Raw genomic sequence first — 25,028 nt, forward strand, 5'->3', positions numbered from 1 at the left:
GCCACCACTGCCCGCCAAATAGCCCGACGCGTAGCAAGCCCCGCCAGCAGCACAGCAGCAGGCATCAGTACACGATCCTGCTAGGCGAAGCGTAGAAGGCGACCATGCCGCAACGATCAGGCGGTGCCGTGGAGGCGGGCGGGCAGTTCACCATGACACTGACAGGGGCCGTGTACGCGTTCCGGGTCGCCGTCGACTGTTCCAGAACCTGAAGGGAGACGGTGCAAACATGCAGCCCCACCCAGGGAGCCGGCTGTTCGCGTACCTTGGCCAGCTCGCCGTCGCACATCAGGGACTGGACGGTGGCCGTCCTGTTTGCCTGTTGGCTGGCCAGCGTCGCATAGGATGCGGCGTTGACGGCTGTCGCTTCGAACTCCTGCACAAGCACCGCCAGTGGATTGGAGCCGTCCGGCAGCACGTGCCACCAGCTGCGGACCCGGGAGTAAACCTCCGAGTACGACGCCGATCGGGTGTCCCACGAATAGATCGCCATCGCTGCTGCGGAAGCGAGCTGCCGGAAGTCGGTGGTGCGCGGGGCACCATCCGGAACGGGCCCCGAAATGGCCGGAGCCGCCGTCGGGGTTTCCCTTTGCGGGCCCGGGGGCGTCGGAACCGGACTATCCTCGGCCGGGCGGTTCGTCGGCGGCGCAACCGGCTCTACCGCGGGCCCCACCAGTGGCCGTGCAAGAGTCCACAACGCCACGGCGACGCCGAACATGACGATTGTCAGAAGCCACCATCGCCGGCGTCGACCCAGGCTCGACAGTCCATTTCGAAGCGAGAACAACTTTCCACCTTCCACGTCCCGTTCATGTTTTGAACGGCCGGTAAGGACATGACTCAGCGAGAGGAGCGCATTCCAGCCCGGAGAATCCGCCACGAGGTTTGATACAACCGCCGGGCAAAGCCGATCTGGACAGCCACATAGCGCTCCGTGACGCCAAGCTCGGAAGCCAACGCCAGTACAGCCCTGGTTCGCTCCGGTCCCCGGACGTCTGGACGAACAATCGTTGCCGCCGTGCGGCGGAGCACCGGCGTCGGCAAGCACTCTGCTGCCTGCACGCAGACGTCCCGGATGTTCCGGATACTGGCATGGTCAACCTCCAGCGCGCTTTGAACAGTCCTCGCCGTCTGGCGGACCACCGTCGCCGCGTGCCACCGCCGGCGGTCCTGTGGCGACGGCGGACCGTACCGCCGCGGCCCGGTGAGACTGTCGACGGCAAGTTCCCACACTCCCCCAGGAACGCTCTCCCGGGTCAGTTCGATAATGGTTCGTGCCCACTGCTGGTCGACAAACTTCTCAGCGCTTCGATCAGCCCCACGGTCCATGCCGAGCAGCGTCACAGCGTCGAGCGACGGACAGCCATCGGCCTCTGGCTCCAGGAGCAGCGGTAGCGTCTGATGGGTCATCTCCCGGCGGATGTGTGCCGCGCATACGTTCGCGCACACACCCTGGACCCACGCGCCGAACGGTACCCCGGGCAGCTGCCGGTAATGACCTCGCGTCACTCCATCCCAGACGGCCACGCGGATGTCCTGCATGACGTCGTCCACATCGCACGCACGCCCGATGCGCGACAGGTGCGAGACGACGTAGCGCTGCACCCCGTCCACGGCCACCATGATCTGATCGACTGGGACGGAACGCATGGCGGACTCTGGGGCAGCGCGCAGGGAAACATCGATGATTCCTTGGTTGATTTGTTCTTGTTGGGCTTGATTCGCCCGGGCTTCGACTCGCATGGTCTTCACCGCTTCAACTCGCGATTCCAATATGTCCGCGGTCAGCACTGCTGACCGCTAAAGTGGCCACCCACAGGGCGCCAACCACGACTACACGAAGGCTATGCAAACTATTGTCAAGGATAGTTAAAGTATCGTCAAGGATCCGGGTCTTACTTTTCGACCGGCGTTCGATAAGAATGGTTGCATGCCCAGGATTACGCAGCCTCACGACGCCGCATGGTCGGCCGACGTCGAAGCCGCCGTCGCGACCTTCGGCAACAGGTCCCGCAATGAGATCCTGCGTTATCTTTCAGCGCACGGTCCGGCAACCCGCGGGGACATCGTGGAAGCGGTGAGTGCCGGCGAGCCGAGCGTGGCGAAACACCTTCTTGCACTGGAGGAATCCGGCGCCATCGTGGTGGATGTGGAACCGGGCCGGCGGCATGGCCGGTCGCCGCGGTATTCAGCTAACTCGGCCAGGATCAAGGAGCTGTTGGCGGCTCATCTTCAGTATCTTCTGGAGGATTGACTGCAGCCGCTTCCGCTCCCGGATGGCGTCCAATGTCCCTGTTGAGGTATTCCGAAATGGCCTTCAACGTCTCCGGCGATACGTCACCCAGCGTACGCGCGGCGAAGGACTTCACCCGGGCCGCACGGAGGGACTTTACGAACTCGAGCTGCGAATCGATCCGCTCGGGCAGCTCGGCGTCGGCGCCGGTCAAGTAGGAGGGGTCAACGTTGAAGATGTTGCACAGCCCAGCCAATAGCACCGGATCACTTACTAGACGCCCAGTCCCCTCTTTCATGTAGAACCACCGCGCGCGGGACAGCTTGATGCCCTTTGCCTCGAGTTCGGCCTGCACCTCGCGGAAAGTCACGGGCTTCCCGCGTTCAGCAACGACGACGTCGAGCAACAGGTTCAGACGACGGGCAAGCTGGGCCTGGGGAGACAACACGTCACCATGCCCCGCCTCGTCAGTTCGCATCGCCTACCCCTTGTACACCAGTTCCGGGGCCGTCGGCTCTGTCAGGCGCTTCGGCCTCCCTCCGCCCCAGTATTCCCTGAGTCGCCCTGCGCGGCAATCAGCCCGTCAATTCGACACTCCAGGTAGGACATCAGAACAGTCCCAGCCGACGGCGGCAGTGGTAGGTTCCGGATCACTGGAACCGCCATGGCCTGCCACACCTCCAGGACGGCCGGCGGCAGCACCGCATTCGCGTCCAGCTGGTAAGAGACCTCGGTCAGCACGTCGCCAAGCGCCCGTAGAAATTCAGCGAGCTCTTCCGTCGAGGCGTAGCGCCAGTACCGTTCGGCTCGGAGAGACTGAGCCGCCTCACTAAAGGCCCTGATCTGTGGGTGATCTTGCATGGAAAACTCCTCACGTCCTTTGAGGATCATTTCCAATGCCACCCCCTTCCAACATGACGCCCAACGGGAGTACCCTGCATGTGTAGACCCGTCTACAAGCAATTCTTATCATTCCTCAGGTTATGGTCTCCATGTCGAGCATCTTGATGAACAAAACGCGAAGCCGAATCGTCCGCTTCCTGCTGAGGAACGGTCCCTCGAGCTGTGGCACCATCGGCACCAATCTCCACGCGTCGCCGTCCAACGTCCGCCGACACCTCCACTTGCTTCGGGACGCCGGCCTCGTGCAACACTCATCAGCTCAGTTCAGCGCTTCCCCCGAACACGTCCTGCTGCACGCCGGAGCGCTGGCGGCAAGCTTCCACGTATCAGTCATGCCGTCCCAATACCCTGCTCCCATGAACCAGGAACAGACCTCGCCCTTGGGCCGGCATCAACGACGGAGAACCACATGACCACGACCCCAGAAAGCAGCAGCAGCGCAGAAACTGCCGACGAGCAATGGCTGACCCCGAAGGACATCTGCACCCAGCTACAGATTCCAGAGCAGACGTTCTACCAGTGGCGGGTCAAACACCTCGGGCCCCGCGCCTACCGAATCGGTAGACATTTGCGGATCAGCCGTACAGACTACGACTCCTGGTTGTCCTCGCGCTTGGAGGCTTGATGTCACCAAGACCTCCGTTGCCGCTCGGCACCTGGGGAAAAATCAGCCGGAAGAAGCACTCAAATGGCCGCTGGCGTGCCGCGACGAGATACCGTGACACCGACGGCATCACCCGCACCGCAGAAGCCTGGGGAACCAGCGGAGCCGCCGCCGAGCGAAACCTCGTCACTTCGTTTCAAGATCGTCAAGCCCCTACCTCGAGTGAAATTTCCAGAAATACCCGGCTGTCCGAGCTCAGCGATCTGTGGTTCGACGAAATCGAGAACAACGGTCGCGCAGGCCGAAGGACCATCGATGGCTACCGCGACACCTACAGACGTGTCATCAAACCCGCACTGGCCGGACTCCGATTGCACGAGCTGAGCACCGGCCGTATCGACCGGTTCCTCAAAAACGTCGCCTCAGAGCACCCTGCCACCGCACGTCATTCCAAAATCGTGCTAACCGGCATGATCGGTCTCGCGGTCCGGCACGATGCCCTGCATAGCAATCCAGTCCGCGATGTCGGACCCATCAAGATCGCCACGAAGGACATCAAGGCGCTTTCAGTCAACGACGTTCAGAAGCTCCGGACTGTCATTGGAAGGTGGCAGGAGGACCCCACGCACCAAGGACGCCCGCGCGCTACAGATCTACTCGACGTTCTCGATATCTTCCTTGCCACGGGCGCCCGAATTGGTGAGGTCCTGGCCATCCGCTGGCAGGACGTCGACCTCGAAGCGGAACCGCCAACCATCACCATCTCGGGAACTGTCGTCATGGAGAAAGGCCGCGGCGCCTACCGGCAAGACCACCCGAAGACAAAAGCCGGCTTCCGCACGATGAAGGTGCCACCTTTTGCCGTGCAAACACTCCGCCGTAAGCAAGCAGTCGAGCAGCCCAAGCCCGAAGACGTATTGTTCCCGTCTTCCACAGGAACTGTTCGCAGCCCACACAACTTCCGCAGGCAATGGCGGGACGCCCGTGCAGGGTCCCCCTATGAATGGGTAACTCCGCACGTCTTCCGGAAATCCGTTGCCACTCTCATCGACCAGGAATACAGTTCCAAACATGCCGCCGCCCAGCTGGGTCACTCCGGAACTGCGATCACGGAGAAGCACTACATTGCCAAGGCAAGTGAATCGCCGGATCTCACGGAGGCCCTCCAAAAATTTGGCAAGGAGCCACCGCCACATCCTGAACGAACGTCCGGATGAACGCCGGAACTTTTCCAAAGCGTGTGGTTTCCGTGTGGTCGACCCGAAAACGGGGAAGAAAAAGCCCTAAAACCGAACGTTTCCGCAGGTCAGAGGGCCTTCATTGTGGAGCTAAGGAGATTCGAACTCCTGACCTCTTCGATGCGAACGAAGCGCTCTACCAACTGAGCTATAGCCCCGGAACAGTCCGCTCCCTGGTGTGGAACGGCGGCACCGGTGCACTTAGGCTACAAATTTTCCCCGCGCATTGCCAATTGACGGATCAGGCGCGGCGGCGCTGCAGGACGTCGTCGAGGTTGCTGAGGGCGCTCTGGGCCTTCGTGAGTGGCCTGGCTGCCGCTGTGGCGGGCTCGGTTGCGAGAGTGCCCTGCTTCAGAGAGGGCTTGCCCACGGCCTTCGGCGCTTCGGGGAGGTCAAGCGGCTGGGGAGCCGGTCGCTCGGCCTTGGCAGCCTCGATGTACACGGGCTTCGGCACGTCCACTGGGTCCCAGGTAGTGGTGACAGGCACGGCTGACGGTGCAGGGCTGGCGCTCGTGTCTCCGGCCGCAACTGCGACTGCCAAAGCGGCTTCCCTGAGCTCCATGGCGGTGAGGGGCTTCGGGGCGGGCTGGTGGGCCTCGGCATCAAAGAGCCGAGGTTCCGGCTGAGCTGAGGGCCGGGTGGCAGCCGCGGCAGTGGGTTCCTGGCGGCCGACCGGCGCGCTCATCGCGGAGCGAAAGGCGGCGTTCACCTTGGAATTGCGGTCTCGCAATGCAAGAGAGCGCAGCAACGCAAGGGCGGCAACAGTAATAGCCAAGCTGGCAACGGGCAGCAATGCCGTGCCAAGCCCGAACAGCAGCAGGATGCCTGAAACAAAGGCGGTCAGCAAACCCACCACCCCGGCGAGGGCGATGGCTGTCCGGCCGTATCGGATCCGGAACGCGCCCGTCGTCGCACTGCCGGATGTCTCGGCTGCGGTTCCGTGGCTCTTCCTGATATCCATGGCTTTCTCCTGTTGGGCGGTGATGTTCATGACCGCCCGGGCTCTCGGGTCCGATGCTTCAATAGCTGGCACTTCCGCAAAGTACTCACCCGCGGCCTGGGCCTGGTGACGGCCGTTCCGCAGGACGTAAGGCCCAACCCAGACAATCCAGAGCACAACGGCAACCACAAGGATCACTGAGCTGCTTAGGGGGAAGTCCACAATCAAAACCGTATGAGTAGAAAGTCAGCCACACCCGCATTAGCCTCGGTGTGTCGCGGGCAACGTCACAAATCAATGGATTTATGACCCAGCGCGAGCCCCCGGCTCAGGCCCGGGAGGCCATCCACCGGTTCAGCAGCCCCTCGGGAACGTCCTCCGACGTCAAGGCGAACGACAGGTGGTCAGCCCACTCCCCGTTAATGTGAAGGTACCGCGGCCGGTAGCCCTCGTCGCGGAATCCAAGCTTTTCAACCACGCGCAGGCTGGGACCGTTCTCGGGCCGGATGCTGATCTCCATCCGGTGCAAACCAAGGGCCTGGAAGCAATGATCCGTGGCAAGGGCCACCGATGTGGGAGCAATGCCATGGCCGGCCCGTTCCTGGTCAACCCAGTAACCCAGCGTTGCCATCATGGCCGAGCCCCACACAATCGATGACACGGTTAACTGGCCGACTATGACCGGCGAGCCGGAACCGGACCTACGCTCGGTGATTAGGAACGGCAAGGCGGTGCCTTGGGCGGCTTGGATCTTCAATGACCGCACCATCTGCCGGTAGTCCGGCAAGAGGCCCCCGGGTGCCGGGTTGGAAGCTTCCCAAGGCGCCAGCCACTCCCGGTTGCGCGACCGGACCTCTGTCCATTCCCTCTTGTCCCTGTACCTGATGGGGCGCAGGATCACGTCGCCGCACTCCAGGGTTGTGGGCCAGATTGGTCCGGGACGCACGGCAGCTATTTAGCGAGACCGGCAGTAAAGCCCGGCAGCCACTCGCGCAGGCCAGGACCGAGATCCTCGCTGTCAATGGCGAGCTGGACGCAGGCCTTGAGGTAGCTGAGTTTGTCACCAGTATCGTAACGGCGGCCGCGGAAGACTACTCCATAAACGCCGTAGCCCTCGCCTTCGCCGGCTGCCAGTTCCTGCAGCGCGTCCGTCAGCTGGATTTCTCCGCCGCGGCCCGGACCGGTGCGCTCAAGCACGTCGAAAACTTCAGGGTGGAGAACGTAACGGCCAATGACGGCCAGGTTCGACGGCGCCTCATCCACGTCCGGCTTTTCGACGAGCTTGTTGATCCTGACGTAACCTTCACCGTCGATGGTTTGCACGTCGGCGCAGCCGTAGGCGCTGATCTGGGACGGCTCAACCTCAATCAGGGCCACCACGGATCCGCCGGTCTTGGCCTGGACTTCGATCATGGTGCTGAGGAGCTCATCCCGGGCATCGATCAGGTCGTCACCGAGGAGGACAGCAAACGGTTCGTTGCCGACGTGCTGCTTTGCACGAAGTACCGCGTGGCCCAGGCCGTTGGGATCACCCTGGCGGACATAGTGGATGTCACCGAGGTTGCTGGCTGCCTGAATGGACTCAAGCTTGGCCATGTCGCCCTTGGCTTCCAAGGTGTCCTCCAGCGAAGGAACCCTGTCGAAGTGGTCCTCCAGGGCACGCTTGTTGCGGCCTGTGATCATCAGGATGTCGTTAAGACCAACGTTGACGGCCTCTTCAACCACATACTGGATGGCTGGCTTGTCCACCACCGGGAGCATTTCCTTGGGCATCGCTTTGGTGGCCGGCAGGAACCTGGTGCCGAGCCCTGCGGCGGGAATTACGGCCTTGCGTACAGTCTGCTGAGAGGTAGTCACTGGACTAATCTAACGGAGGGGCCGATCATTCAGTAATTATTGGCCATGCAGACTTGGCGCCCGCAGCGGCGCACCGCAAAAGGCGCCGCGGGCCACGTGCACATGAAAGAGGGAACGGTATGTCCGATCGCGACAGGGCGGCCAAGGAAGGCATCCGGGCACGCCATCGCAAGCATCGCGCCGACATTGAACCCGGCCAGCGCGATGCAGCCGGCGGCGCCCTGGCCGTCCACGGCGCAGCCTGGGCCGAACAGCTGACGAGCGGAGCGCCGTCGACCTTTTGCGCCTATCTTGGCGTAGTGCCCGAGCCGCCCACGCTGCCGCTGATCCGGGAACTCCACGCCCGTGGCCACACCGTCCTGCTCCCCGTCTGCGAGCCCGGGCGGCGGCTGAGCTGGACAGCCTGGACACCCGAGGCAAAGTTCGTCCGCAGCCGTTTCGCCCCGGTCGTGGAACCCGCCGGACCCCGCCACGATCTGGCCATCATGCGCTCAGTGGCCGGCCTCTTCATCCCGGCGACTGCCCTGGATCGCAGCGGAAACAGGATCGGCCAGGGCGGCGGCTACTACGACGTCTTTTTGGGCTCGTTGGCCAGCGAGGGGCTCGATATCCCGCTGGCAGCCATCGTCTTCGATTCCGAAGTGCTGCCCGCAGGAAGTATTCCTGCCGAAGAGTTCGACCGTACAGTTCCTGTTGCCCTGACCCCGTCTGGCCTGGTTCCCTTGGCCGGCAGTTCCTGATCGGCCCCTCCGGCACTCTCAGGGCTACTTTCCGGGGGTGGTAGAATTGGCACTCAGGCCCTGAGACTGCTAATGGACTGCAAGATTTGTTCATTGCAACACAGGACCTCTCGTTTGCCCCAGAGGAGGATCACCAGTGCCCACTTACGCCTACGCCTGCAAGAACTGCGGCCACGCCTTCGACGTTTTCCAGTCGTTCACCGACAGCACCCTGACGTCATGCCCAGAGTGCCAGGGGGCATTGCGCAAGAAGTTCAACAGCGTTGGTGTGGTGTTCAAGGGCTCCGGTTTCTACCGGACCGATTCCCGGGACGCCAAGGGCAGCACGGTTTCTGCGGCACCAGCCGCACCCGCCCCGGCAGCTGCACCGGCACCTGCCGCCGCCAGCTGACCTTACCCTCTCTGCCGCCCCCGACGAGCTGATCCGCCAGGGTAAGTCCGGTGCCATCGCACCGTCCAGGGCCACGTCCGACGCCGTCACAAGAGTTGTCCACATAGGCACCTCTGCCGCTGTCCGGCGCTGTCCCCGGAACGTAGCGTGGGTTCCATGCCCGCCACCCTCTTCCGCCCCAGCCGCCGGTCCTCCGCGCCCGCACGCACCGTCCGCCGCCCGATTCCAGCCCGACGTACAAGCCGCGGCGGCAGCAACAGACTTGTGTCCTGGCTGGGCCGGAACCGGCGTCTCGCCATCGCGCTCCTGCTGTGCGTCGCTGCCGGGATTACTGTCCATCAGCTCACTCCCCCGCCTGCCGACACAGCGACGGCCTTGGCCGCAGCGAGGGACCTGCCCGCCGGTACGGCCTTGGCGGCAGCCGACCTGAGCCCGGTTAAGATCCCCCCGCAGATGGTGAACGCCGGATCCATAGCCGATGCCAGTGAAGCCACGGGCAAGCAACTGGCGGCTCCGCTGCGGAAAGGCCAGTTGCTGACCGATTCCCAATTGCTGGGGCCAGGCCTCCTGACCGGAACGCCGCCAGGTTCTGCGGCCGTGCCCTTGCGGATGGCAGATCCTTCCTCCATCCAGCTGGTATCGCCCGGGCAACTGGTCAACGTGGTTCTGACCGGCGCCAACGGCTATGACCAGAACTCCCCGTCCGAAGTGCTCGCTTCAGCAGTACCCGTCCTCTGGACGTCCGGGCAGGGCGGCAAGACGGGACAGTGGCTCGGCACAGGAGAGACGGACGGGCTGATTGTGGTAGCGGCAGCACCCGACAAGGCCGCCCGCCTGGCTGGCGCGTCCACACAAGGCAAGCTCTTTTTTGTCCTCGTGGGACCGTCGAATGCGGCGGGGTGACGCAGCGTGGCCGGTCTCAGCCCCAGTGCGGCGGCTTGTTTTCCTTCAGCCAGGCATCGTGATCGGTGTCCGAGCCGTCGCCCCAATTCCGGGGGTCGTCCTCGGCTGCCTTGTTCGGCAGGGTGCCTGCGGTACCGGCCTGCTCGCTTTCCGGCGCGGGCGCGTGCTCCCCGTTCTGGGTGTCCTGCTCGTCATTGCCCTGGGCATCGGCCCGGCCGGGGTTCTGTGTACTCACCACAACCTCCTCCTCGCGGTCCAGGCGTTCTGCCTGGTCATCGTTCCAGTAGTTCTCTGCCGTCCCCTGCGCGGGCGAATCCACGTCCTCGTCAAAGAAGCCTCCCGACGCAGTGCCGCGACCGGGTGGCAGAACATTTTCCAGGCCCAGGTAGCCTGCAATGCGGTCAGCGCAGGCGGAGGGGTCCGTGAAGACTTCAATGGTCCACAGCGGCATGTACCGCCAGCCCATCCGTTCCAGCAACTGCGGGCGGAGGCGGCTCCGCTCGCGGACGCTCATGGTACGGTACTGCTCCGTGCCGTCGGATTCAATCGCCACCGGCCACGGGGTATCTGCGTCGTCCTGGCCCATGGTGCTCACCGGGTCTGCCGCGGCCACCACGTCAATGACGCCGTCGTACTGGTGCCAGACCCGGGCGCCCCGGGCGCGGAGCCGGTCCCCGAGGTCCGCCACGAGGGGGTCCGCCCCGAGGGCCTGCTCACTGGCCGCAGCCCGGGACGCCGGGGTTCCGAGGTCCGTCTTGCCCGCGATCTCACGGTTGAGGAGCTCATAGAAGTCCACGGCGCCGTACGAAAGCCGGGTGTGATCGAGATCTTGGGGCTGGAAGCATGTCAGGACGTGGATCGAGCGCCGGGCACGCGTCATGGCGAGCGCGAATTTCTCGCGGCCGCCCTCGGCAGAGAGCGGACCGAAGTTGTGCAGCGCCCGGCCGTGGGGCGTGCGGCCGAAGCCGGGCGAGAAGATGATGTGGTCGCGGACCAGGCCCTGTGCCCTCTCAAGGTCAACCACGCGGAACGACTCCGGCCCGCCGCCGAAGAACCCGGCAAGGGTTGGGTGGTTGGGCAGCTGGAGCCGGATGGACTCGCCGATCCGGGCAGCATGGCGCAGGCTCGCGGTAACCACCGCCAGCGATGTGCGGGAGCGCAGGCGTGCGTGTTCGAAGACCAGCTGCACCACCCGGTTGACCTCTGCCACCACGGACTCAACGCCTTCGTGGTCAGCACTGGGCAGTCCGGTCCCGTCGGGCAGGTACTCCACCGTCAGGGCCCGGTCCAGGCCAGTGGCCGCCTGCCCTTCCGGGAGCCGGCGGAGGCCGCCGTCGTAGAAGTTCTTGCTCAGCTGCAGGACCAGGTCCTCATCCACTGAGCGATAGACAAAATTCAGCCGCCAGACTGGCAATACGGCCGACAACGCCGAGTAGGCGCTTCCGACGCGCTGGTGGGGCGCGTCGCCAACGGCCAGTCGCTCCACACCCACGGTGAAGGTCCGCGCGCTGGCGATCCTGGCATCACCGAAGGCAATAACCTGCTTCGCGCGGGCTATGGACGGCAGGACTGCCTGCAGCGACGTCGCTTCAGCATCCAGGATGACCACGGCATCAAAAGACTGTTCCGCAGGCAGGAGCCCGGTCATCAGGTACGGGCTGACCGACCACACGGGGACAAGCATCGGGACGAGGTCCGGCGCCTGGGCAGTCAGCGCGGCGAGGGTCACCCGGCCGTCCTTGAGCAGGCTGCGCAGCAACTGGGCCTGGCGCGGGTGCTCGGTCAGTGCCGCCCGCCACCGCTCGGACAGGTCCCAGCGAAGCCGCGCAGCACCACTGGCGATGTGGGCGTTGTCCGCGAGCCGGTATTCGGCCTCCAGCTGCCGGAGGGCTTCGCCGTCGGACATGGCCAGATAATCATCGCCGCTGATCATGGCTTCAAGCGCGGACTGCCACCACGCCAGCTCAAGCTCGGCAGCCACGGACTCGGCGGGTACCTCGCGGTCGGCAAGGTCAGCGAGCAGTTCACCCAGTCCGTGTTCGCGCATGTTTTCCACGAGGAGCGTGCGTTCAGGGAGGGTCTTCAGGGTGTGCGTGTCCGCGACCAGCCGCTCGAGCCGTTCCATGAATTCCTCATAGCGGGCCGTAGCCAGCGAGCCGCCCGCTGTCGTGTGCAGCAGGGCCGCCCCCAGCTGGGTCAGCTCCGCGTCGAGGGCACGGTACATCACGTTCATTTCGGCCAGGCCGGAGGGAACAGCCGGATGGCGCTGCGAGGTGGCATAACCGGCCCAGAGGGCCCGCTGCTCCTGCACCAGCACCAGCGAACTGTGAAGGTCAGCAATGTGGACGCCCGGCCGGACATACTCCTTGGCCACACGGCGCAGCCGGGAACGCTGCATGGACGCCATGTCTAGGTTCCGCTCCCGGCGCCAGGCGGAGGACGCGGTGGCGGAGATCAGGTCGTTGACCGGCCGGTCGAAGATGTCCGGGGTGAACTTGTCCAGGCTTTCGCGGACAGCCACGAGCAGTTCTAGCTGCTCGCCCCATTCAGCGAAGGAGATACCCAACCGGATCTCGGCATGCTCGGCCACACCGTGCATCCGGTCGCGCAGGACCGGCAGGTTCTTGGCCACGGAGCGGGCCAGCTCCTGGGCTTCCTCGGTTTCTTTTCGGGTGAGGAGCCTGGCACCGTGCCACGGGCTGGTGGTGGACGCCCGGCTGAAGCTGCCAAGCTGTGCGGCGCGGCGCAGCCGGCCGGCCAGCTCGTTGCGGTCGCGGATACTGTCCAGCACGCTCCGCTTGAGCCGCACCGTGGTGGCGGGCGCCGGGTGGATGGAGGTCAGCTCGGCAAGCGACTGCATGGCCTGGTACGGCGAGCAACCCCAGCGCTGGCGCACGTTATGCAGGGACGCCACATGGTCCATCAGGGCGTGCCGGTGTTCGGTCAGGGTCTTGTGGAGGTTCCCCAACTGCGGTTCAAGCGATTTCTCGTTCCGCACGATGGCGCGGACCAGCTGGGTCTTGAGCTGCTGCGGAGTGGCGGTGCCGGACAGCTGAAAGAGGATCGATTCCAGGCCCAGCGATTCAAGCTGCGCCGAGACTTCATTAAGGCTGGCCCGGCGGTCACCAACAACCAGGACCGTCCGCCCCGCATCCACCAGGGCGCCGATGGTGTTGATGGCTGTCTGGGTCTGGCCGGTGCCCGGCGGTGTGCTGACCACCAGGGAGTCCCCTGCACGCGCAGCATCAACGACGTACTGCTGGTCCGGGTCGGCATCCAGCAGGAGGAATTCGTCCCTGGGGTGGCGCTGGTCAACGCTGGGAAAGCGGGACGTGTCCGGCGGGTCAACGTCAACCACTTCGCCGCCGGCTGCCTTGGCCAATGCGTTCATGAGCGGGTTGCCCTCGTTGATCCAGGGGTCGTCGAGGTTGCCGGAGAGGTCGGCAAAGGTGGACACCAGCAGGTTGTGCTGGGCTTCCGCGCCGTGGATGGGCCGGATGAGCGAAGCAAGCCGGTCCAGGACGGGCTGCGGGTCAAAACGCGCGGTGCTGTAGGCGAGGCGGGTGACGGCGTTGACGTCAAAAACGATGCCGTGGATGGTCTTCAGGAGCCGGACCAGGGCCGGGTTGATGTGCGCCTGTTCGGTGAGCTGAAGCTCGTAGTCGTCCTCGCCGGGACGGACCGTAAGCGAAATTGCGGTAAGCATGACCGGAGCGGAAACACGCTGGGGTTTGCCGCCGACGGCGGAGGTCCACACCACAGTGCCGGCGGAAAGGTACCCGGCATCAATGCCGCGGTCGTTTCCGAGTTCGAAGATCTTGGAGCGGATGTTCCGCGATGCCCGCGCCGCCACCACGTACTGCTGGTGGTCCCGGATCAGGGTGGACAGGCGGGTGCGGCGGCCCGCCATCAACTGGGCCAGCCCCGACGGGTGGGCATGCGTCAGGTCAATTGAACCCTCGGGGGTCTTGGTGAAGCGCAGCATGGTGTCTGCCCCGGTGACGGGTTTAAGCCCGGACAGCCATTTTCCAAGCTCCTCAGAACCCTCCGGGTGGCCTTGACCAACTGACACTACTGCCTTCTTTTCTGCGTTTGCACGTGACGCCCTGGACCATACCGGCATACTTTCGAGGGTAGCCGCAAAACGAGCCGGGATGAGAGACCGCAACACTGGGTCAGGCCAAATTGCGGGATTTGGCCGGATAAAAGCAATGGCCGGCCCCCGCTGGCGGGGACCGGCCACTCACACTGCTATTCCCACTCGATGGTTCCCGGCGGCTTGCTGGTTACGTCCAGCACCACCCGGTTAACGCCTTCCACCTCGTTGGTGATCCGGTTGGAGATCCGGGCCAGGAGATCGTAGGGCAGGCGGGACCAGTCGGCCGTCATCGCATCCTCGGAGGACACGGGACGAAGCACGATCGGGTGGCCGTAGGTCCGGCCGTCGCCCATCACGCCGACGCTGCGGACATCGGCAAGCAGAACCACCGGCATCTGCCATACCTCGTTGTCCAAGCCGGCCGCAGTCAGCTCGGCGCGGGCAATGGCGTCCGCCTTGCGGAGCAGGTCCAGGCGTTCCTTGGTGACCTCGCCGACGATCCGGATTCCGAGGCCGGGGCCGGGGAAGGGCTGGCGGCCGACAATTTCCTGCGGCAGCCCCAACTGGGCGCCGACGGCACGGACTTCGTCCTTGAAAAGTGCCCGCAGCGGTTCCACGAGTTCGAACTGCAGGTCCTCGGGAAGGCCGCCCACGTTGTGGTGGCTCTTGATGTTCGCTGCACCTTCACCGCCGCCGGATTCGACGACGTCGGGGTACAGCGTGCCCTGGACCAGGAACTTGATCTTCTCACCGTGGGCGGCCGCCTCGGCAATGATGGCCAGTTCGGCTTCCTCGAACGCGCGGATGAACTCGCGGCCGATGATCTTGCGCTTCGTCTCCGGATCGCTGACGCCGGCCAGGGCGGCCTGGAACCGCTCCTGCTCGTTGGCAACGTAGAGCTTGACGCCGGTAGCGGCCACGAAGTCGCGCTCCACCTGTTCGGCTTCGCCTTCGCGCAGCAGTCCGTGGTCAACAAACACACAGGTCAACTGGTCGCCGACGGCCCGCTGGACCAGTGCTGCGGCCACTGCGGAGTCCACGCCGCCGGAGAGGCCACAGATGACCCTGGCCTCGCCGACCTGCGCCCGGATGCGGTCCACCTGCTCCTCGAGGATGTTCCCCGTGGTCCAGTTGGGTTCCAGCTTGGCGCCCTTAAACAGGAAGTTCTCCAGCACCTGCTGGCCATAAGCCGAGTGCTTCACCTCCGGGTGCCACTGCACGCCGTACAGGCACTTCTCCTCGTTGGCGAAGGCAGCCACTTCGGCGCCCGCCGTGGTCGCCAGCACTTCGAAGCCTTCGGGGGCCTGGTGCACGGAGTCGCCGTGGCTCATCCACGTGTTCTGGTGCTGCGGCATGCCCTCAAGCACGGAGCGGCCCTCGCCTAGGATGGTGGTCTGGGTGGAGCCGTATTCGCGCAGGCCAGTCTTGTCGACTTTGCCGCCCAGGGCGTTGGCCATGGCCTGGAACCCGTAGCAGATGCCGAAGACCGGGATTCCGGCCTCAAAGAGGTCGGCGCCGACTGAAGGTGCGCCGTCTGCGTACACACTGGACGGGCCGCCCGACAGGATGATGGCAGCAGGGTTTTTGGCCAGGAGCTGCTCGGTGCTGTAGGTATGCGGAACCACTTCCGAATACACATTTGCTTCCCGGACGCGGCGGGCAATCAGCTGCGCGTACTGGGCACCGTAGTCAACAACCAGCACCGGCTTTTGGGAAGTCTGGGATGCAGTGGGAGTAGTCACCGTACTAGCCTACTTGGCCGCGTTGCCCTGCCGCACGTTAGAAAGCCCGCTGTGACGGAGCAGACTCCGCTTTGGCTTCGGCCGCCGGTGCTCAGTACCGCTGTGCGGCCTGCGGGTGCGCGGCGAGCTCCGCCTCGACCTCAGCGTGGAACTTCTTCTCCACGATGAAGGACAGGAACGGCACCACTCCACCCAGCGCCAGGAGGATGAGCTTCAAGAACGGCCAGCGCATCAGCGTCCACAGCCGGAAGTTGGAGATCAGGTACACCACGTACATCCAGCCGTGGACGATCAGCACACCAACGGAAACGTTGACTCCGCCCAGCACGCCCTGGGGCTCGGCGTCCGCGAAGCCCAGGACGAAGGGCTGGCCTGTGACCGCGTTGGTCCCGCCGGCGAACAGGTACTGGCCGAACGCGTACCGTGCTATCAGCTCGGCGCACAGCAGCAGCAGCATCCCGCCGGTCAGGTAGGCCAACACCTTGTAGAACTTCAGCGCCGAGCGGATCTGCGCCTCGGTACCGCCGAAGCGGCGCTTCTTGTTTTTCCCCTGCACGGAACCCGACTGGACGGCTGGTTTCGGTTCGATCATGGCTTTACCTTTTGTTGGAGCTGTTCAGATGTGGGCGGAGTGTCATGGTGGGCGTCGTCGTCGAGCTCCTCTTCGAGGTCCCGCCGGTAATCGTCCTTCACCAGGCGCCACCAGATGAAGAGGGCGAAGCCGGCGAAAACCACCCACTCCAGCGAGTAAAAGAGATTGAGCCAATTGACCTGCTGGGCGGGCGGCTGGGGGCCGATGTTCAGCGGCTTCAGGTCTCCGCCAACCGCCGCAGCGCTCACGTCGGAGCCGTCCGCCGCTTCAGCGGTGGCGGCCACAAAGCCCTGGTAACTGCTGATGTCCCAGTAATTGATGAGTTCGGCGATGGAGACGGCGGAGGCGCGTCCGGATTCCGGCGCCGTGGCCGGGAGCGGCGATTCGGAGGGCAGCAGCCGTCCGGTGAGCTGAATAGCGCCCGACGGCGGTGCGCCGGCGTCGTCGGGATCTGACACCCAGCCGCGGGCTACCGGAATCCACGTTTCGGGGGAAGCGGCCACACCGCTGAGGGCAGGAGCCCCCTTCACGGCAAAGGCGGACACCACCCAGTAGCCAGTGTTGCCGTCCTTCAAGCGGCCCGGCACCAGGACCTGTTTTGCGGGGTCATACGTGCCTTCCGCGGAGACCATCTGGTCCGACACGGATCCGGGGAAGAAGCCACCGGGCCGGAGGGTGTCCGTCAGCGCCTTGGTTTCCTCGGTGGCAGGGCTGACCGGAACCTCGGGTTGCAAGGACCGGCCAAACTGCCACTGGCTGAGCAGGACAAACACCCCCGATACTACGATCGCGAACACCAGGCCAGCGATCCACCGGGGCTTAAGGGCTGTTTTCCACACCCCTTAAAGGTACTTCGTTCCGCCGTAGAACAACTAAACGCCCTGCTTCCGGCCAGGGAACGGAGCCGCCGGGGTCACCAATTTCAGTGGTCGAAGAACACCAGGCTGGAGTTGATGAGCTCGGCGATCACTTCGGCGTCGTAGGCCCGCCGCAGTGACTCGCGGAAGGACTCCTTGGACAGGGAGCGTGCCAGCGTGGCCAGCACCTCGAGGTGGTCCGAAAACGAGCTGGCCGGGGTGGCGATCAACAGGATGACGGTGGCGGGACCGTCAGCGGCACCGAAGTCCAGCGCGTGGCCGTACTTCGTGATTCCAACAGCAATGGACGTCCGCGAGACGAATTCGCTGCGGGCGTGCGGGAGGCCGATGCCGCCCGGCAGGCCCGTGGCGAGCTGGTGTTCGCGGGCGTTGACGTGTCCAAGGAAGCCGGGGAGGTCCGTGACCCGGCCGGCCGCGAAGAGGCATTCTGCGAGTTGGGCCACCGCATCCGCCTTGTCCGTTGCCTCCAGCTCCAGGATGACCAATTCGGAGGTGGTGAGATCGGCATCGTACCGGTCAAGTAGTTCCGCCAAGGAGTGTCCCTTCAGTGAGGCGAGTGGTGATGCGCAGAGCCCTTAGCGCAACGGGACGATGTCATCCACGCCCAGGCGGGCGGCGTCAGCTGATTCGTCGTCCGGCTGCTCCTGGCTCAGCCGTTCAGCCTCAACGCGTGCAATGTAGTGCTTTATTTCACTTTCGCGCTGCACATCGCTCCAGCCAAGGACTTCGCCCATCAGTTTAGCCACTACCGGCACCGCGGACACGCCACGGTCCCACGACTCAATGGAGATGCGGGTCCGCCGGGTCAGGACGTCATGGACATGCCGGGCACCCTCATGGGTAGCGGCGTAGACAGCTTCCGCCTGCAGGTAGTCGTCGGCGCCGGGCAGCGGCTCGGCCAGTTCAGGATTCTCCTTGATGATGGCGAGCACTTCCGGGGTCATGGACCCGTACCGGTTGAGCAGGTGCTCCACCCGGGCCACATGCACGCCGGATTCGTCAGCCGTCCTGTTCCTGCGGTTCCAGGCAGCCTTGAAGCCGCTGGCCCCAAGCAGCGGGATGGTTTCGGTGCAGCTGGGCGGGACCCGCTCATCCATGGTGCGCGTGGCCTCATCCACAGCGTCCTTGGCCATCACGCGGTAAGTGGTCCATTTTCCGCCGGCCACCACCACCAGGCCCGGAACGGGGTGAGCCACCACGTGTTCGCGGGACAGCTTGGCGGTGGAGTCGTTCTCACCGGCCAGGAGCGGCCGCAGACCTGCGTAAACCCCTTCAACGTCTTCCCTGGTGAGGGGCCGCTTGAGCACCGTGTTGACGCGTTCGAGGAGGTAGTCGATGTCCTTGCTGGACGCTGCCGGGTGGGCTTTGTCCAGGTGCCAGTCAGTGTCCGTAGTACCGATAATCCAATGCCGGCCCCACGGGATCACAAACAGCACCGATTTCTCGGTCCGCAGGATCAGGCCAACGGTCGACTGGAAGCGGTCGCGCGGCACCACCAGGTGGATGCCCTTGGATGCCCGGACCTTCAGCTGGCCACGGTCGGTGACCATGGCCTGGGTTTCGTCAGTCCACACTCCGGTGGCGTTGATGACCTGCTTGGCCCGGATGTTGAAGTGCGAACCGTCCTCGTGGTTGACCACCTTGGCCCCCACCACGCGTTCCCCTTCACGGAGGAAATCCACCACGGCCATCTGGTTCACGGCATGGGCGCCATAGTGGGCTGCCGTCCGGACCAGGTTGGCCACATACTTCGCGTCATCCACCTGGCCGTCGTAGTAGCGGATTGACCCCACAAAGGCATCCTTTTTCAGGCTGGGGGCTGCCCTGAGGGTGCCCCGCCTGGAGAGGTGTTTGTGGAACGGCACGCCGCGCCGGTGCCCGTTGGAAACGGACATCAGGTCATACAGTGCGATGCCGGCGCCCACGTAGGGCCGTTCGAAGAAAGGCTTCGTGAGCGGATACAGGAATGGCACTGGCCGGGCCAGGTGCGGGGCGAGTTCAGAAAGCAGCAGCCCACGCTCCTGCAGCGCTTCCTTGACCAGCCCGAAGTCAAGCATTTCCAGATAGCGCAGGCCACCGTGGATCAGCTTCGATGACCGGGACGACGTGCCGGCTGCCCAGTCGCTGGCCTCCACGATCCCCACGCTGAGACCGCGGGTCACCGCATCCAGCGCTGCCCCCGTACCGACGATTCCGCCGCCAACAATGAGGATGTCCAGCTCATTGCCGGGCTCGGACGTCGCCCTGAGCCGGGCAATCGACGCTTCCCGCGCTGCAGGCCCCAGGGCCCCGCCTTGGTTTGGACTATTGTTCATGGAACGCCTCCCATTGCCGCTGCTGCCGGTAGTAGATCCACCCTACTTCCTAGCCGCTTAGTTGGGCAGGGCGTCCACCTGTCCTCAGTTACCGGCGTACGGTGAAACCACGACGTCGACGCGCTGGAATTCCTTCAGGTCAGAGTATCCCGTGGTGGCCATTGACCGGCGGAGGGCGCCGATCAGGTTGGACGTGCCGTTCGTGTGGTGGCCCGGCCCGAAGAGCACCTCTTCAAGAGGCCCGACGGTTCCGACGTTGGCCCGGTCCCCGCGGGGCAGTTCCAGGTGGTGGGCCTCCTGGCCCCAGTGCCAGCCCTTGCCCGGGGCCTCTTTGGCCCTGGCGAGGGCGCTGCCGAGCATCACGGCGTCGGCGCCCACGGCAATTGCCTTGACGATGTCACCCGAGGTGCCCATGCCGCCGTCGGCAATTACATGCACGTAGCGCCCACCGGATTCATCCATGTAGTCACGCCGGGCGGCGGCGACATCGGAGATGGCGGAGGCCATCGGCGAGTGGATCCCCAGTGCGCGGCGGGTGGTGGACGTGGCTCCCCCGCCGAAGCCGACCAGGACGCCGGCGGCGCCGGTCCGCATCAGGTGCAGCGCGGGCGTGTAGCCGGCCGCGCCGCCCACAATCACCGGAACGTCCAGTTCGTAAATGAACTGCTTCAGGTTAAGCGGCTCGTCGTCCTTCGAAACATGCTCGGCGGACACGGTGGTCCCGCGGATCACAAAAATGTCGACGCCGGCGGCCACCACGGTCTTGTAGTATTCCTGCGTGCGCTGCGGGGTCAGCGATCCAGCCACCGTCACGCCGGCGGCGCGGATCTCGGCGAGGCGGGAGGTGATCAGTTGCGGCTGGATGGGCGCGCGGTAGAGTTCCTGCATGCGGCCCGTCACAGTGGGGCTGTTGACCTCATCTTCGAGGGCAGCGATCTCGTCCAAAATGGGCTGCGGGTCCTCGTAGCGGGTCCAGAGACCCTCAAGGTCCAGCACGCCGAGACCCCCCAGGCGCCCCAGGGCGATGGCCGTCTCCGGGGACATGGCCGAATCCATCGGCGCCGCGATCACGGGCATTTCGAACTTGTAGGCATCGATCTGCCAGGAGACAGACACGTCCTTGGGGTCGCGGGTACGACGGTTAGGGACAATCGCAATGTCATCCAGGGAGTAGGCACGACGCCCACGCTTGCCACGGCCGATCTCGATCTCGTAAGTCACTGCTCTAGGTTATCCCAGCCGGGACCTTGGCCGCGGCTGATGGCTAGAGTGGCCGAATGGGCAAACAGTGGGTCTTCGACGGCCACATCGCGGGCATCGGCGCGCAATCCGGACTCCGGGCCGTGGTTGGAGTGTGGCAGGCCTCCCCGCTGGGACCTTTCGCCGACGTGATGGTGCAGCTCCCGTCCGGGCAGCGGATCCTGCTCGCGCCCGCCGTGGAGGTGGCGGACTTCGTCTCCGCCACCTACAGCTTTGACGTTGTGCGGGTGGTCGCAGTAGACGTTCAGCTGGGCCGGCGGAAGCTGGCCGTGAATGCCGGACCGCTGCAGATCAACGCAGAGATCGGCCGCAGGACTCCCCTGGGTTTCGCCCTCCGGGCAGTGCCGCGGCCGCTTGCTGTCCATCCAAGGTGGCTCCGGGCTGTCGACCCGCTGGCGGGCCTCCTCAGTCCCGGAGCCCGGACCTCCGGCACTGCCGGAAACGGGAGGCGTGAAACCTACGGGGTGACAGACGTCCACCGCATCAGCACTGCCGAAATTTCCTGGGAGGGCAGGAACCAGGGGACTCTCGCACCCATCCAGCCTGCCGTGACGTTCGGCTTCAGCAGCGTGCCGGCCCAGCCCAGCGTGGCCCGTGTCCGGACCACAATCGTGGCCGGGACGGGTCGCCGCTAACGCGGGCCAGGGGGCTGTGACATTCAGATCCCTTCGGCCTCTTCCACCGTCAGCTGGGACTCGAACATCCTGAAGTAGCGGCCGCGCAGCGCCACCAGCTCCTTGTGCGTGCCCTGCTCCACGATCCGGCCGTCTTCAAGCATGTAGACGATGTCAGCCTTCTCAATAGTGGCGAGCCGGTGGCTGATGGCGATGATCGTGCTGCTGCGGTCCGCGAAAAGCCGGGTGAAGATCCGGTGCTCCGCCAGCGCATCGATGGCCGACGTTGGCTCGTCCATGACCATAAAGGAGGCGCTGCGGTAAAAGTTCCTGGCCATGGCCAACCGCTGCCACTGGCCGCCGGACAACCCGCTGCCCTTCCGGCCGCGCGGGTCCTCCATCCAGTTGCTGACATGGTTGTCCAGGCCGTTGGGCAGCTTGTTGATGAACTCCAGGGCCTCGGCGTCGGCCGCAGCCCGCCGGATCCGGTCGTCATCCTGTGGCGAATCGACGTCGCCAAAGCGGATGTTGTCAGCGGCAGTGGCGAACTCGTACTTCAGGAATTCCTGGCTCAGCACCGCCAGGTGGCGGTGCCAGGAGGTGACATCGACGGCGGCGAGGTCGACGCCGTCGAGCATTACCTGCCCGGAGTCCGGGGCGTAAAGCCCCGCCAGGATCCTGATCAGGGTGGACTTTCCCGCCCCGTTCTCTCCCACGATGGCAATGTGCTGGCCCTCCCGGATGGTCATGCTGATGCCGCGGATCACCTCCAGGTCGCTGCCTGTGTAGGTGAAGCGGATGTCCCGCAGCTCCACCGTCTTGGGAGCCTGCAGCAGCGCCGGTGCGTGGTGGGAGTGCACCGGCACCGCCATAAACACTTCGTAGTCTTTGAGGTTCGCCAGGTCCTCGTCGATGGAACTCAACGAGGACACCAGGTTGTTGGCGGTGGACAGGGCGCGGCTAACGATCTGCTGGACATACAGGAACTGGCCAACCGGCTGGGCCCGGGCAATGATCTGCCCCACCACCCAGATCAGCGAGACCACCTCCGCGGCGTACTGCAGCGCGTCGGCGGCCAGCTGCCTGGGGATGTAGCGCTTCTGGAAGTCAAGGCGCCGGCGCTCGTCAGCGTCGCGCAGGCGTGAGCGGAAGTCCATCAGGTACCCCACGATGCCGTACAGGCGCATCTCGGCGATGTGCTGCGGCCGGAGCAGGTTCGTTTCGATCATCCGGCGCTGCCGGCGGGAATCCACCTGGGTGTTCCAGTGCGCGATCTGCTCCCGGGAAAGTTTGAACTGCAGGTAAACGCTCGGCACGATCGCCACGAGGACAATCACGGCGATCCACCAGCTGACCAGCAGCAGGGCCCCGACGGCCAGGATCACCGAGACCAATTGAGTGAAAATTGCGGCGATCCGGTCCAAAACCCTGGCGTAGGAATCGGAGAAGCGTTTGGCCCGGTCATACAGATCCACGGTCTGCTTATCGTCGTAGCGCCAGAACTCCAGCGCCAGAAAGCGCTCATACATCTGGTCGCCCACAATGGCGCCCACTTTGAAGCTCATGAGCTGCTGGATGTAACGGTCCACGCTGCTGAAGGCGCCCCAGAAGAGTCCCAGCGCTGCCGTGATGATGACGTACACAATGGCCTGCTGGCCCGCCGCGGCATCGCCCGCGTAGGCGGCCGCCAACGCGGTGGTGGTCAGCGCGGCGAAGAAGGTTGTCACCAGCGGCAGCACTGCCGAGATCAGCGACCCCACAACCTTCATCACGACGGCGCCCGGCGAGGCCCGGAAGCTGACGCGCAGAACCTGCGCCACGGCCCGGGCGTACGGCCTCAGGGCCAAACGTCGCCGAGCGTCGCGCTGGGGGTTCAGTTCGACGGGATGGCTTCGTTCAGGCATGGCTCCAGCCTAGTTCCCGGCACCAACGAGAACAGGCCGCGGGACAATTCCCGCGGCCTGTTTGGTGGGTGCGCCCACGCCGGCAGGGTTCCCTGGCCGAGCTGGCGAGGCGAGGGTGCCGGTGGGACTAGCGCGAACCGTAGTTCGGAGCCTCCACGGTCATCTGGATGTCGTGCGGGTGGGATTCTTTGAGGCCCGCCGGCGTGATCCGGACGAACTTGCCGCGGGACTTGAGTTCCGGGATGGTGGGGGCGCCGGTGTAGAACATGGTCTGGCGAAGGCCGCCCACCAACTGGTACGCCACCGACGCGAGCGGGCCGCGGTAGGCGACGCGGCCTTCGATGCCCTCGGGAATGAGCTTGTCATCACCGGACACATCGGCCTGGAAGTAGCGGTCCTTGGAGTAGGACGTGTTTTTGCCGCGCGACTGCATGGCACCGAGTGAGCCCATGCCGCGGTAGCTCTTGAACTGCTTGCCGTTGACGAAGATCAGCTCACCCGGGGACTCGTCGCAACCGGCCAGGAGGGAACCGAGCATCACGGTGTCGGCGCCGGCAACCAGCGCCTTGCCGATGTCGCCCGAGTACTGCAGGCCGCCGTCGGCGATCAGGGGAACGCCGGCAGGGATGGCCGCCTTGGCGGATTCGTAGATGGCGGTGATCTGCGGGACGCCCACACCGGCCACCACACGGGTGGTGCAGATCGATCCCGGGCCCACGCCCACCTTGATGCCGTCGGCACCGGCGTCGATCAGGACCTGGGCACCTTCACGGGTGGCGGCCTGGCCGCCGATGATGTCCACGTGCGCAGCCCTCGGATCAGACTTCAGGCGGCGGATCATGTCCAGCACACCCTGCGAGTGGCCGTTGGCCGTGTCAACAAACAGGGCGTCGACGCCGGCGTCGACCAGGGCCATGGCACGTTCCCAGCCGTCACCGAAGAAGCCGATGGCGGCACCCACGCGGAGCCGGCCCTCTTCGTCCTTGGTGGCCAGCGGGTACTGCTCGGCTTTGGTGAAGTCCTTGGTGGTGATGAGGCCCTTGAGCCGGCCCTGCTCGTCAACGAGCGGGAGCTTTTCGATCTTGTTGGTGGCCAGCTTGTGGGAGGCTTCCTCACGGCTGATGCCAACGTGGCCGGTGATCAGCGGCATCTTGGTCATGACGTCGCTGACCAGCCGCAGCGGGAAGTCTGCTTCGGGCACAAAGCGGGTGTCGCGGTTTGTGACAATGCCGAGCAGCCGCAGGCCCTCGTCCACAACAGGCAGGCCGGAAACCCGGTACTGCGAGCAGATCTCGTCCAGCTCAGCCAGCGTTGCCTGCGGGCCGATGGTCAGCGGGTTGGTGATCATCCCGGACTCGCTGCGCTTCACGCGGTCCACCTGGTCCGCCTGGTCCTGGATGGACAGGTTGCGGTGGATCACGCCCAGGCCACCCTGGCGTGCCATCGCAATGGCCATCCGTGATTCGGTGACCGTGTCCATGGCGGCGGACAGCAGCGGGGTGTGCACGGAGATCCGCTTGGAGATCCTCGACGACGGGTCCGCTTCGGACGGGATAACGTCCGTGTGTCCCGGGAGGAGCAGGACGTCGTCGTAGGTCAGGCCGATGAAGCCGAAAGGGTTGTGCTCGGGCTGGGTCATGAGTGCGCCTCTTACCTTGGGTATTCGTTCACGGGTAGGGGTTGCAGCTGATGACCAGCCCGTCATTACGGGACTGGTCGGTGCAGGGGCCTAATGAGTCTGTGCCGCACGCAGGGTAGCCATGCGCAAAGCGTTGAGTAAATATTAGAACCTCGCAGCCGATCCCCCTATTCCGG

At 64.8% G+C, this 25,028-nt stretch carries 24 protein-coding genes and 1 tRNA gene; 8 read left to right on the forward strand and 17 right to left on the reverse strand.

From position 1 onward, the window contains the following. Positions 1-64 precede the first annotated feature (64 nt). Together ABIB27_RS03930 and ABIB27_RS03935 are read right to left on the reverse strand one after the other, a co-directional pair. On the reverse strand, positions 65-718 hold the full coding sequence (locus ABIB27_RS03930) for a hypothetical protein (RefSeq protein ID WP_354253536.1): 654 nt from the start codon (positions 716-718) through the stop codon (positions 65-67). A gap of 122 nt (positions 719-840) precedes the next feature. After that, on the reverse strand, positions 841-1,650 hold the full coding sequence (locus ABIB27_RS03935) for an RNA polymerase sigma factor (protein WP_354253537.1): 810 nt from the start codon (positions 1,648-1,650) through the stop codon (positions 841-843). Positions 1,651-1,930: 280 nt separating this feature from the next. Between ABIB27_RS03935 and ABIB27_RS03940 the strand changes: the two genes are divergently transcribed. Further along, complete coding sequence (locus tag ABIB27_RS03940) at positions 1,931-2,254, forward strand: ArsR/SmtB family transcription factor (protein WP_320536155.1); 324 nt, start codon at positions 1,931-1,933, stop codon at positions 2,252-2,254. On the opposite strand, the gene ABIB27_RS03945 is transcribed toward ABIB27_RS03940, so the two are convergent. Next, the gene (locus ABIB27_RS03945; RefSeq protein WP_354253538.1) at positions 2,208-2,711 is read right to left on the reverse strand and encodes a hypothetical protein; all 504 of its coding nucleotides are present in this window, start codon (positions 2,709-2,711) and stop codon (positions 2,208-2,210) included. The two genes, ABIB27_RS03940 and ABIB27_RS03945, sit on opposite strands and share 47 nt — an antisense overlap. A gap of 41 nt (positions 2,712-2,752) precedes the next feature. Then, a complete protein-coding gene (locus tag ABIB27_RS03950) occupies positions 2,753-3,094 on the reverse strand; it encodes a hypothetical protein (RefSeq protein WP_354253539.1) in 342 nt (113 codons plus the stop codon). Between the two features lie 146 nt (positions 3,095-3,240). Here ABIB27_RS03950 and ABIB27_RS03955 point away from each other — a divergent pair, with 146 nt between their 5' ends. Genes ABIB27_RS03955 through ABIB27_RS03965 form a run of 3 tightly spaced genes read left to right on the forward strand, consistent with a single transcriptional unit; the run spans position 3,241 to position 4,957 of the window. Then, positions 3,241-3,549 (forward strand): winged helix-turn-helix domain-containing protein, encoded by a 309-nt coding sequence (locus ABIB27_RS03955; protein WP_354253582.1) that lies wholly within the window; start codon positions 3,241-3,243, stop codon positions 3,547-3,549. Then, a complete protein-coding gene (locus ABIB27_RS03960) occupies positions 3,546-3,761 on the forward strand; it encodes a helix-turn-helix transcriptional regulator (RefSeq protein WP_354253540.1) in 216 nt (71 codons plus the stop codon). The genes ABIB27_RS03955 and ABIB27_RS03960 overlap by 4 nt, the downstream gene beginning before the upstream one ends. Then, positions 3,761-4,957 (forward strand): tyrosine-type recombinase/integrase, encoded by a 1,197-nt coding sequence (locus tag ABIB27_RS03965; protein WP_354253541.1) that lies wholly within the window; start codon positions 3,761-3,763, stop codon positions 4,955-4,957. Before ABIB27_RS03960 ends, ABIB27_RS03965 begins: the two co-directional genes overlap by 1 nt. 106 nt (positions 4,958-5,063) lie before the next feature. On the opposite strand, the gene ABIB27_RS03970 is transcribed toward ABIB27_RS03965, so the two are convergent. The 4 genes from ABIB27_RS03970 to galU form a co-directional block, all read right to left on the reverse strand. Continuing rightward, positions 5,064-5,136 (reverse strand) — tRNA-Ala (locus ABIB27_RS03970). An 83-nt stretch (positions 5,137-5,219) separates the two neighbouring features. Beyond that, on the reverse strand, positions 5,220-6,140 hold the full coding sequence (locus ABIB27_RS03975; RefSeq protein WP_354215474.1) for a hypothetical protein: 921 nt from the start codon (positions 6,138-6,140) through the stop codon (positions 5,220-5,222). Positions 6,141-6,246: 106 nt separating this feature from the next. Next, a complete protein-coding gene (locus ABIB27_RS03980; protein WP_354215475.1) occupies positions 6,247-6,864 on the reverse strand; it encodes a GNAT family N-acetyltransferase in 618 nt (205 codons plus the stop codon). A 5-nt stretch (positions 6,865-6,869) separates the two neighbouring features. Next, positions 6,870-7,775, reverse strand: a complete 906-nt coding sequence (galU, locus tag ABIB27_RS03985) for a UTP--glucose-1-phosphate uridylyltransferase GalU (RefSeq protein ID WP_354215476.1) — start codon at positions 7,773-7,775, stop codon at positions 6,870-6,872. Positions 7,776-7,894: 119 nt separating this feature from the next. Here galU and ABIB27_RS03990 point away from each other — a divergent pair, with 119 nt between their 5' ends. The 3 genes from ABIB27_RS03990 to cpaB all read left to right on the forward strand — a co-directional run bounded on the left by ABIB27_RS03990 (position 7,895) and on the right by cpaB (position 9,809). Continuing rightward, positions 7,895-8,515 carry a 5-formyltetrahydrofolate cyclo-ligase gene (locus ABIB27_RS03990; protein WP_354215477.1) on the forward strand — a complete coding sequence of 207 codons (621 nt, stop codon included), beginning with the start codon at positions 7,895-7,897 and terminating at the stop codon, positions 8,513-8,515. A 136-nt stretch (positions 8,516-8,651) separates the two neighbouring features. Next, positions 8,652-8,906, forward strand: coding sequence for an FmdB family zinc ribbon protein (locus ABIB27_RS03995; RefSeq protein WP_354215478.1), 255 nt, complete (start codon positions 8,652-8,654; stop codon positions 8,904-8,906). A gap of 156 nt (positions 8,907-9,062) precedes the next feature. Beyond that, positions 9,063-9,809: a Flp pilus assembly protein CpaB gene (gene cpaB, locus ABIB27_RS04000; protein ID WP_354215596.1), complete on the forward strand. Its 747-nt coding sequence runs from the start codon at positions 9,063-9,065 to the stop codon at positions 9,807-9,809. Between the two features lie 16 nt (positions 9,810-9,825). Here the strand turns inward: cpaB and ABIB27_RS04005 are convergent, their stop codons facing one another. From ABIB27_RS04005 to ABIB27_RS04035, 7 genes are all read right to left on the reverse strand, one after another. Continuing rightward, positions 9,826-13,932, reverse strand: a complete 4,107-nt coding sequence (locus ABIB27_RS04005; protein WP_354215479.1) for an AAA family ATPase — start codon at positions 13,930-13,932, stop codon at positions 9,826-9,828. 128 nt (positions 13,933-14,060) lie between these two features. Then, a complete protein-coding gene (gene guaA, locus ABIB27_RS04010) occupies positions 14,061-15,650 on the reverse strand; it encodes a glutamine-hydrolyzing GMP synthase (protein ID WP_354215480.1) in 1,590 nt (529 codons plus the stop codon). Positions 15,651-15,741: 91 nt separating this feature from the next. Further along, positions 15,742-16,242, reverse strand: a complete 501-nt coding sequence (locus ABIB27_RS04015) for a DUF3817 domain-containing protein (protein ID WP_354215481.1) — start codon at positions 16,240-16,242, stop codon at positions 15,742-15,744. Beyond that, on the reverse strand, positions 16,239-17,081 hold the full coding sequence (locus ABIB27_RS04020; RefSeq protein ID WP_354215482.1) for an SURF1 family protein: 843 nt from the start codon (positions 17,079-17,081) through the stop codon (positions 16,239-16,241). Before ABIB27_RS04020 ends, ABIB27_RS04015 begins: the two co-directional genes overlap by 4 nt. An 83-nt stretch (positions 17,082-17,164) precedes the next feature. Continuing rightward, positions 17,165-17,653: a PTS sugar transporter subunit IIA gene (locus ABIB27_RS04025; protein ID WP_354253542.1), complete on the reverse strand. Its 489-nt coding sequence runs from the start codon at positions 17,651-17,653 to the stop codon at positions 17,165-17,167. Positions 17,654-17,695: 42 nt separating this feature from the next. Then, positions 17,696-19,435, reverse strand: coding sequence for a glycerol-3-phosphate dehydrogenase/oxidase (locus tag ABIB27_RS04030; protein ID WP_354215484.1), 1,740 nt, complete (start codon positions 19,433-19,435; stop codon positions 17,696-17,698). A gap of 84 nt (positions 19,436-19,519) precedes the next feature. Next, positions 19,520-20,656, reverse strand: a complete 1,137-nt coding sequence (locus ABIB27_RS04035; RefSeq protein ID WP_354215485.1) for a GuaB3 family IMP dehydrogenase-related protein — start codon at positions 20,654-20,656, stop codon at positions 19,520-19,522. Positions 20,657-20,712: 56 nt separating this feature from the next. On the opposite strand from ABIB27_RS04035, the gene ABIB27_RS04040 reads away from it, so the two are divergent. Further along, on the forward strand, positions 20,713-21,330 hold the full coding sequence (locus tag ABIB27_RS04040) for a hypothetical protein (protein ID WP_354215486.1): 618 nt from the start codon (positions 20,713-20,715) through the stop codon (positions 21,328-21,330). A 23-nt stretch (positions 21,331-21,353) separates the two neighbouring features. Here ABIB27_RS04040 and ABIB27_RS04045 read toward each other — a convergent pair whose 3' ends face one another. After that, positions 21,354-23,213 (reverse strand): ABC transporter ATP-binding protein, encoded by a 1,860-nt coding sequence (locus ABIB27_RS04045; RefSeq protein ID WP_354215487.1) that lies wholly within the window; start codon positions 23,211-23,213, stop codon positions 21,354-21,356. A 127-nt stretch (positions 23,214-23,340) separates the two neighbouring features. Continuing rightward, positions 23,341-24,852 (reverse strand): IMP dehydrogenase, encoded by a 1,512-nt coding sequence (gene guaB, locus ABIB27_RS04050; protein WP_354215488.1) that lies wholly within the window; start codon positions 24,850-24,852, stop codon positions 23,341-23,343. Positions 24,853-25,028 lie beyond the last annotated feature (176 nt).

Source organism: Arthrobacter sp. UYEF21 (assembly GCF_040546085.1).
Lineage (GTDB): Bacteria > Actinomycetota > Actinomycetes > Actinomycetales > Micrococcaceae > Arthrobacter.

Excerpts from the sequence above, each read along its gene's own strand:
- ABIB27_RS03930 (WP_354253536.1), bottom strand. The coding sequence starts at position 718 with ATGTTCGGCGTCGCCGTGGCGTTGTGGACTCTTGCACGGCCACTGGTG.
- ABIB27_RS03935 (WP_354253537.1), bottom strand. The coding sequence starts at position 1,650 with ATGCGTTCCGTCCCAGTCGATCAGATCATGGTGGCCGTGGACGGGGTG.
- ABIB27_RS03940 (WP_320536155.1), top strand. The coding sequence starts at position 1,931 with ATGCCCAGGATTACGCAGCCTCACGACGCCGCATGGTCGGCCGACGTC.
- ABIB27_RS03945 (WP_354253538.1), bottom strand. The coding sequence starts at position 2,711 with ATGCGAACTGACGAGGCGGGGCATGGTGACGTGTTGTCTCCCCAGGCC.
- ABIB27_RS03950 (WP_354253539.1), bottom strand. The coding sequence starts at position 3,094 with ATGCAAGATCACCCACAGATCAGGGCCTTTAGTGAGGCGGCTCAGTCT.
- ABIB27_RS03955 (WP_354253582.1), top strand. The coding sequence starts at position 3,241 with ATGAACAAAACGCGAAGCCGAATCGTCCGCTTCCTGCTGAGGAACGGT.
- ABIB27_RS03960 (WP_354253540.1), top strand. The coding sequence starts at position 3,546 with ATGACCACGACCCCAGAAAGCAGCAGCAGCGCAGAAACTGCCGACGAG.
- ABIB27_RS03965 (WP_354253541.1), top strand. The coding sequence starts at position 3,761 with ATGTCACCAAGACCTCCGTTGCCGCTCGGCACCTGGGGAAAAATCAGC.
- ABIB27_RS03990 (WP_354215477.1), top strand. The coding sequence starts at position 7,895 with ATGTCCGATCGCGACAGGGCGGCCAAGGAAGGCATCCGGGCACGCCAT.
- cpaB (WP_354215596.1), top strand. The coding sequence starts at position 9,063 with ATGCCCGCCACCCTCTTCCGCCCCAGCCGCCGGTCCTCCGCGCCCGCA.
- ABIB27_RS04005 (WP_354215479.1), bottom strand. The coding sequence starts at position 13,932 with ATGCCGGTATGGTCCAGGGCGTCACGTGCAAACGCAGAAAAGAAGGCA.
- ABIB27_RS04015 (WP_354215481.1), bottom strand. The coding sequence starts at position 16,242 with ATGATCGAACCGAAACCAGCCGTCCAGTCGGGTTCCGTGCAGGGGAAA.
- ABIB27_RS04030 (WP_354215484.1), bottom strand. The coding sequence starts at position 19,435 with ATGAACAATAGTCCAAACCAAGGCGGGGCCCTGGGGCCTGCAGCGCGG.
- ABIB27_RS04040 (WP_354215486.1), top strand. The coding sequence starts at position 20,713 with ATGGGCAAACAGTGGGTCTTCGACGGCCACATCGCGGGCATCGGCGCG.
- ABIB27_RS04045 (WP_354215487.1), bottom strand. The coding sequence starts at position 23,213 with ATGCCTGAACGAAGCCATCCCGTCGAACTGAACCCCCAGCGCGACGCT.
- guaB (WP_354215488.1), bottom strand. The coding sequence starts at position 24,852 with ATGACCCAGCCCGAGCACAACCCTTTCGGCTTCATCGGCCTGACCTAC.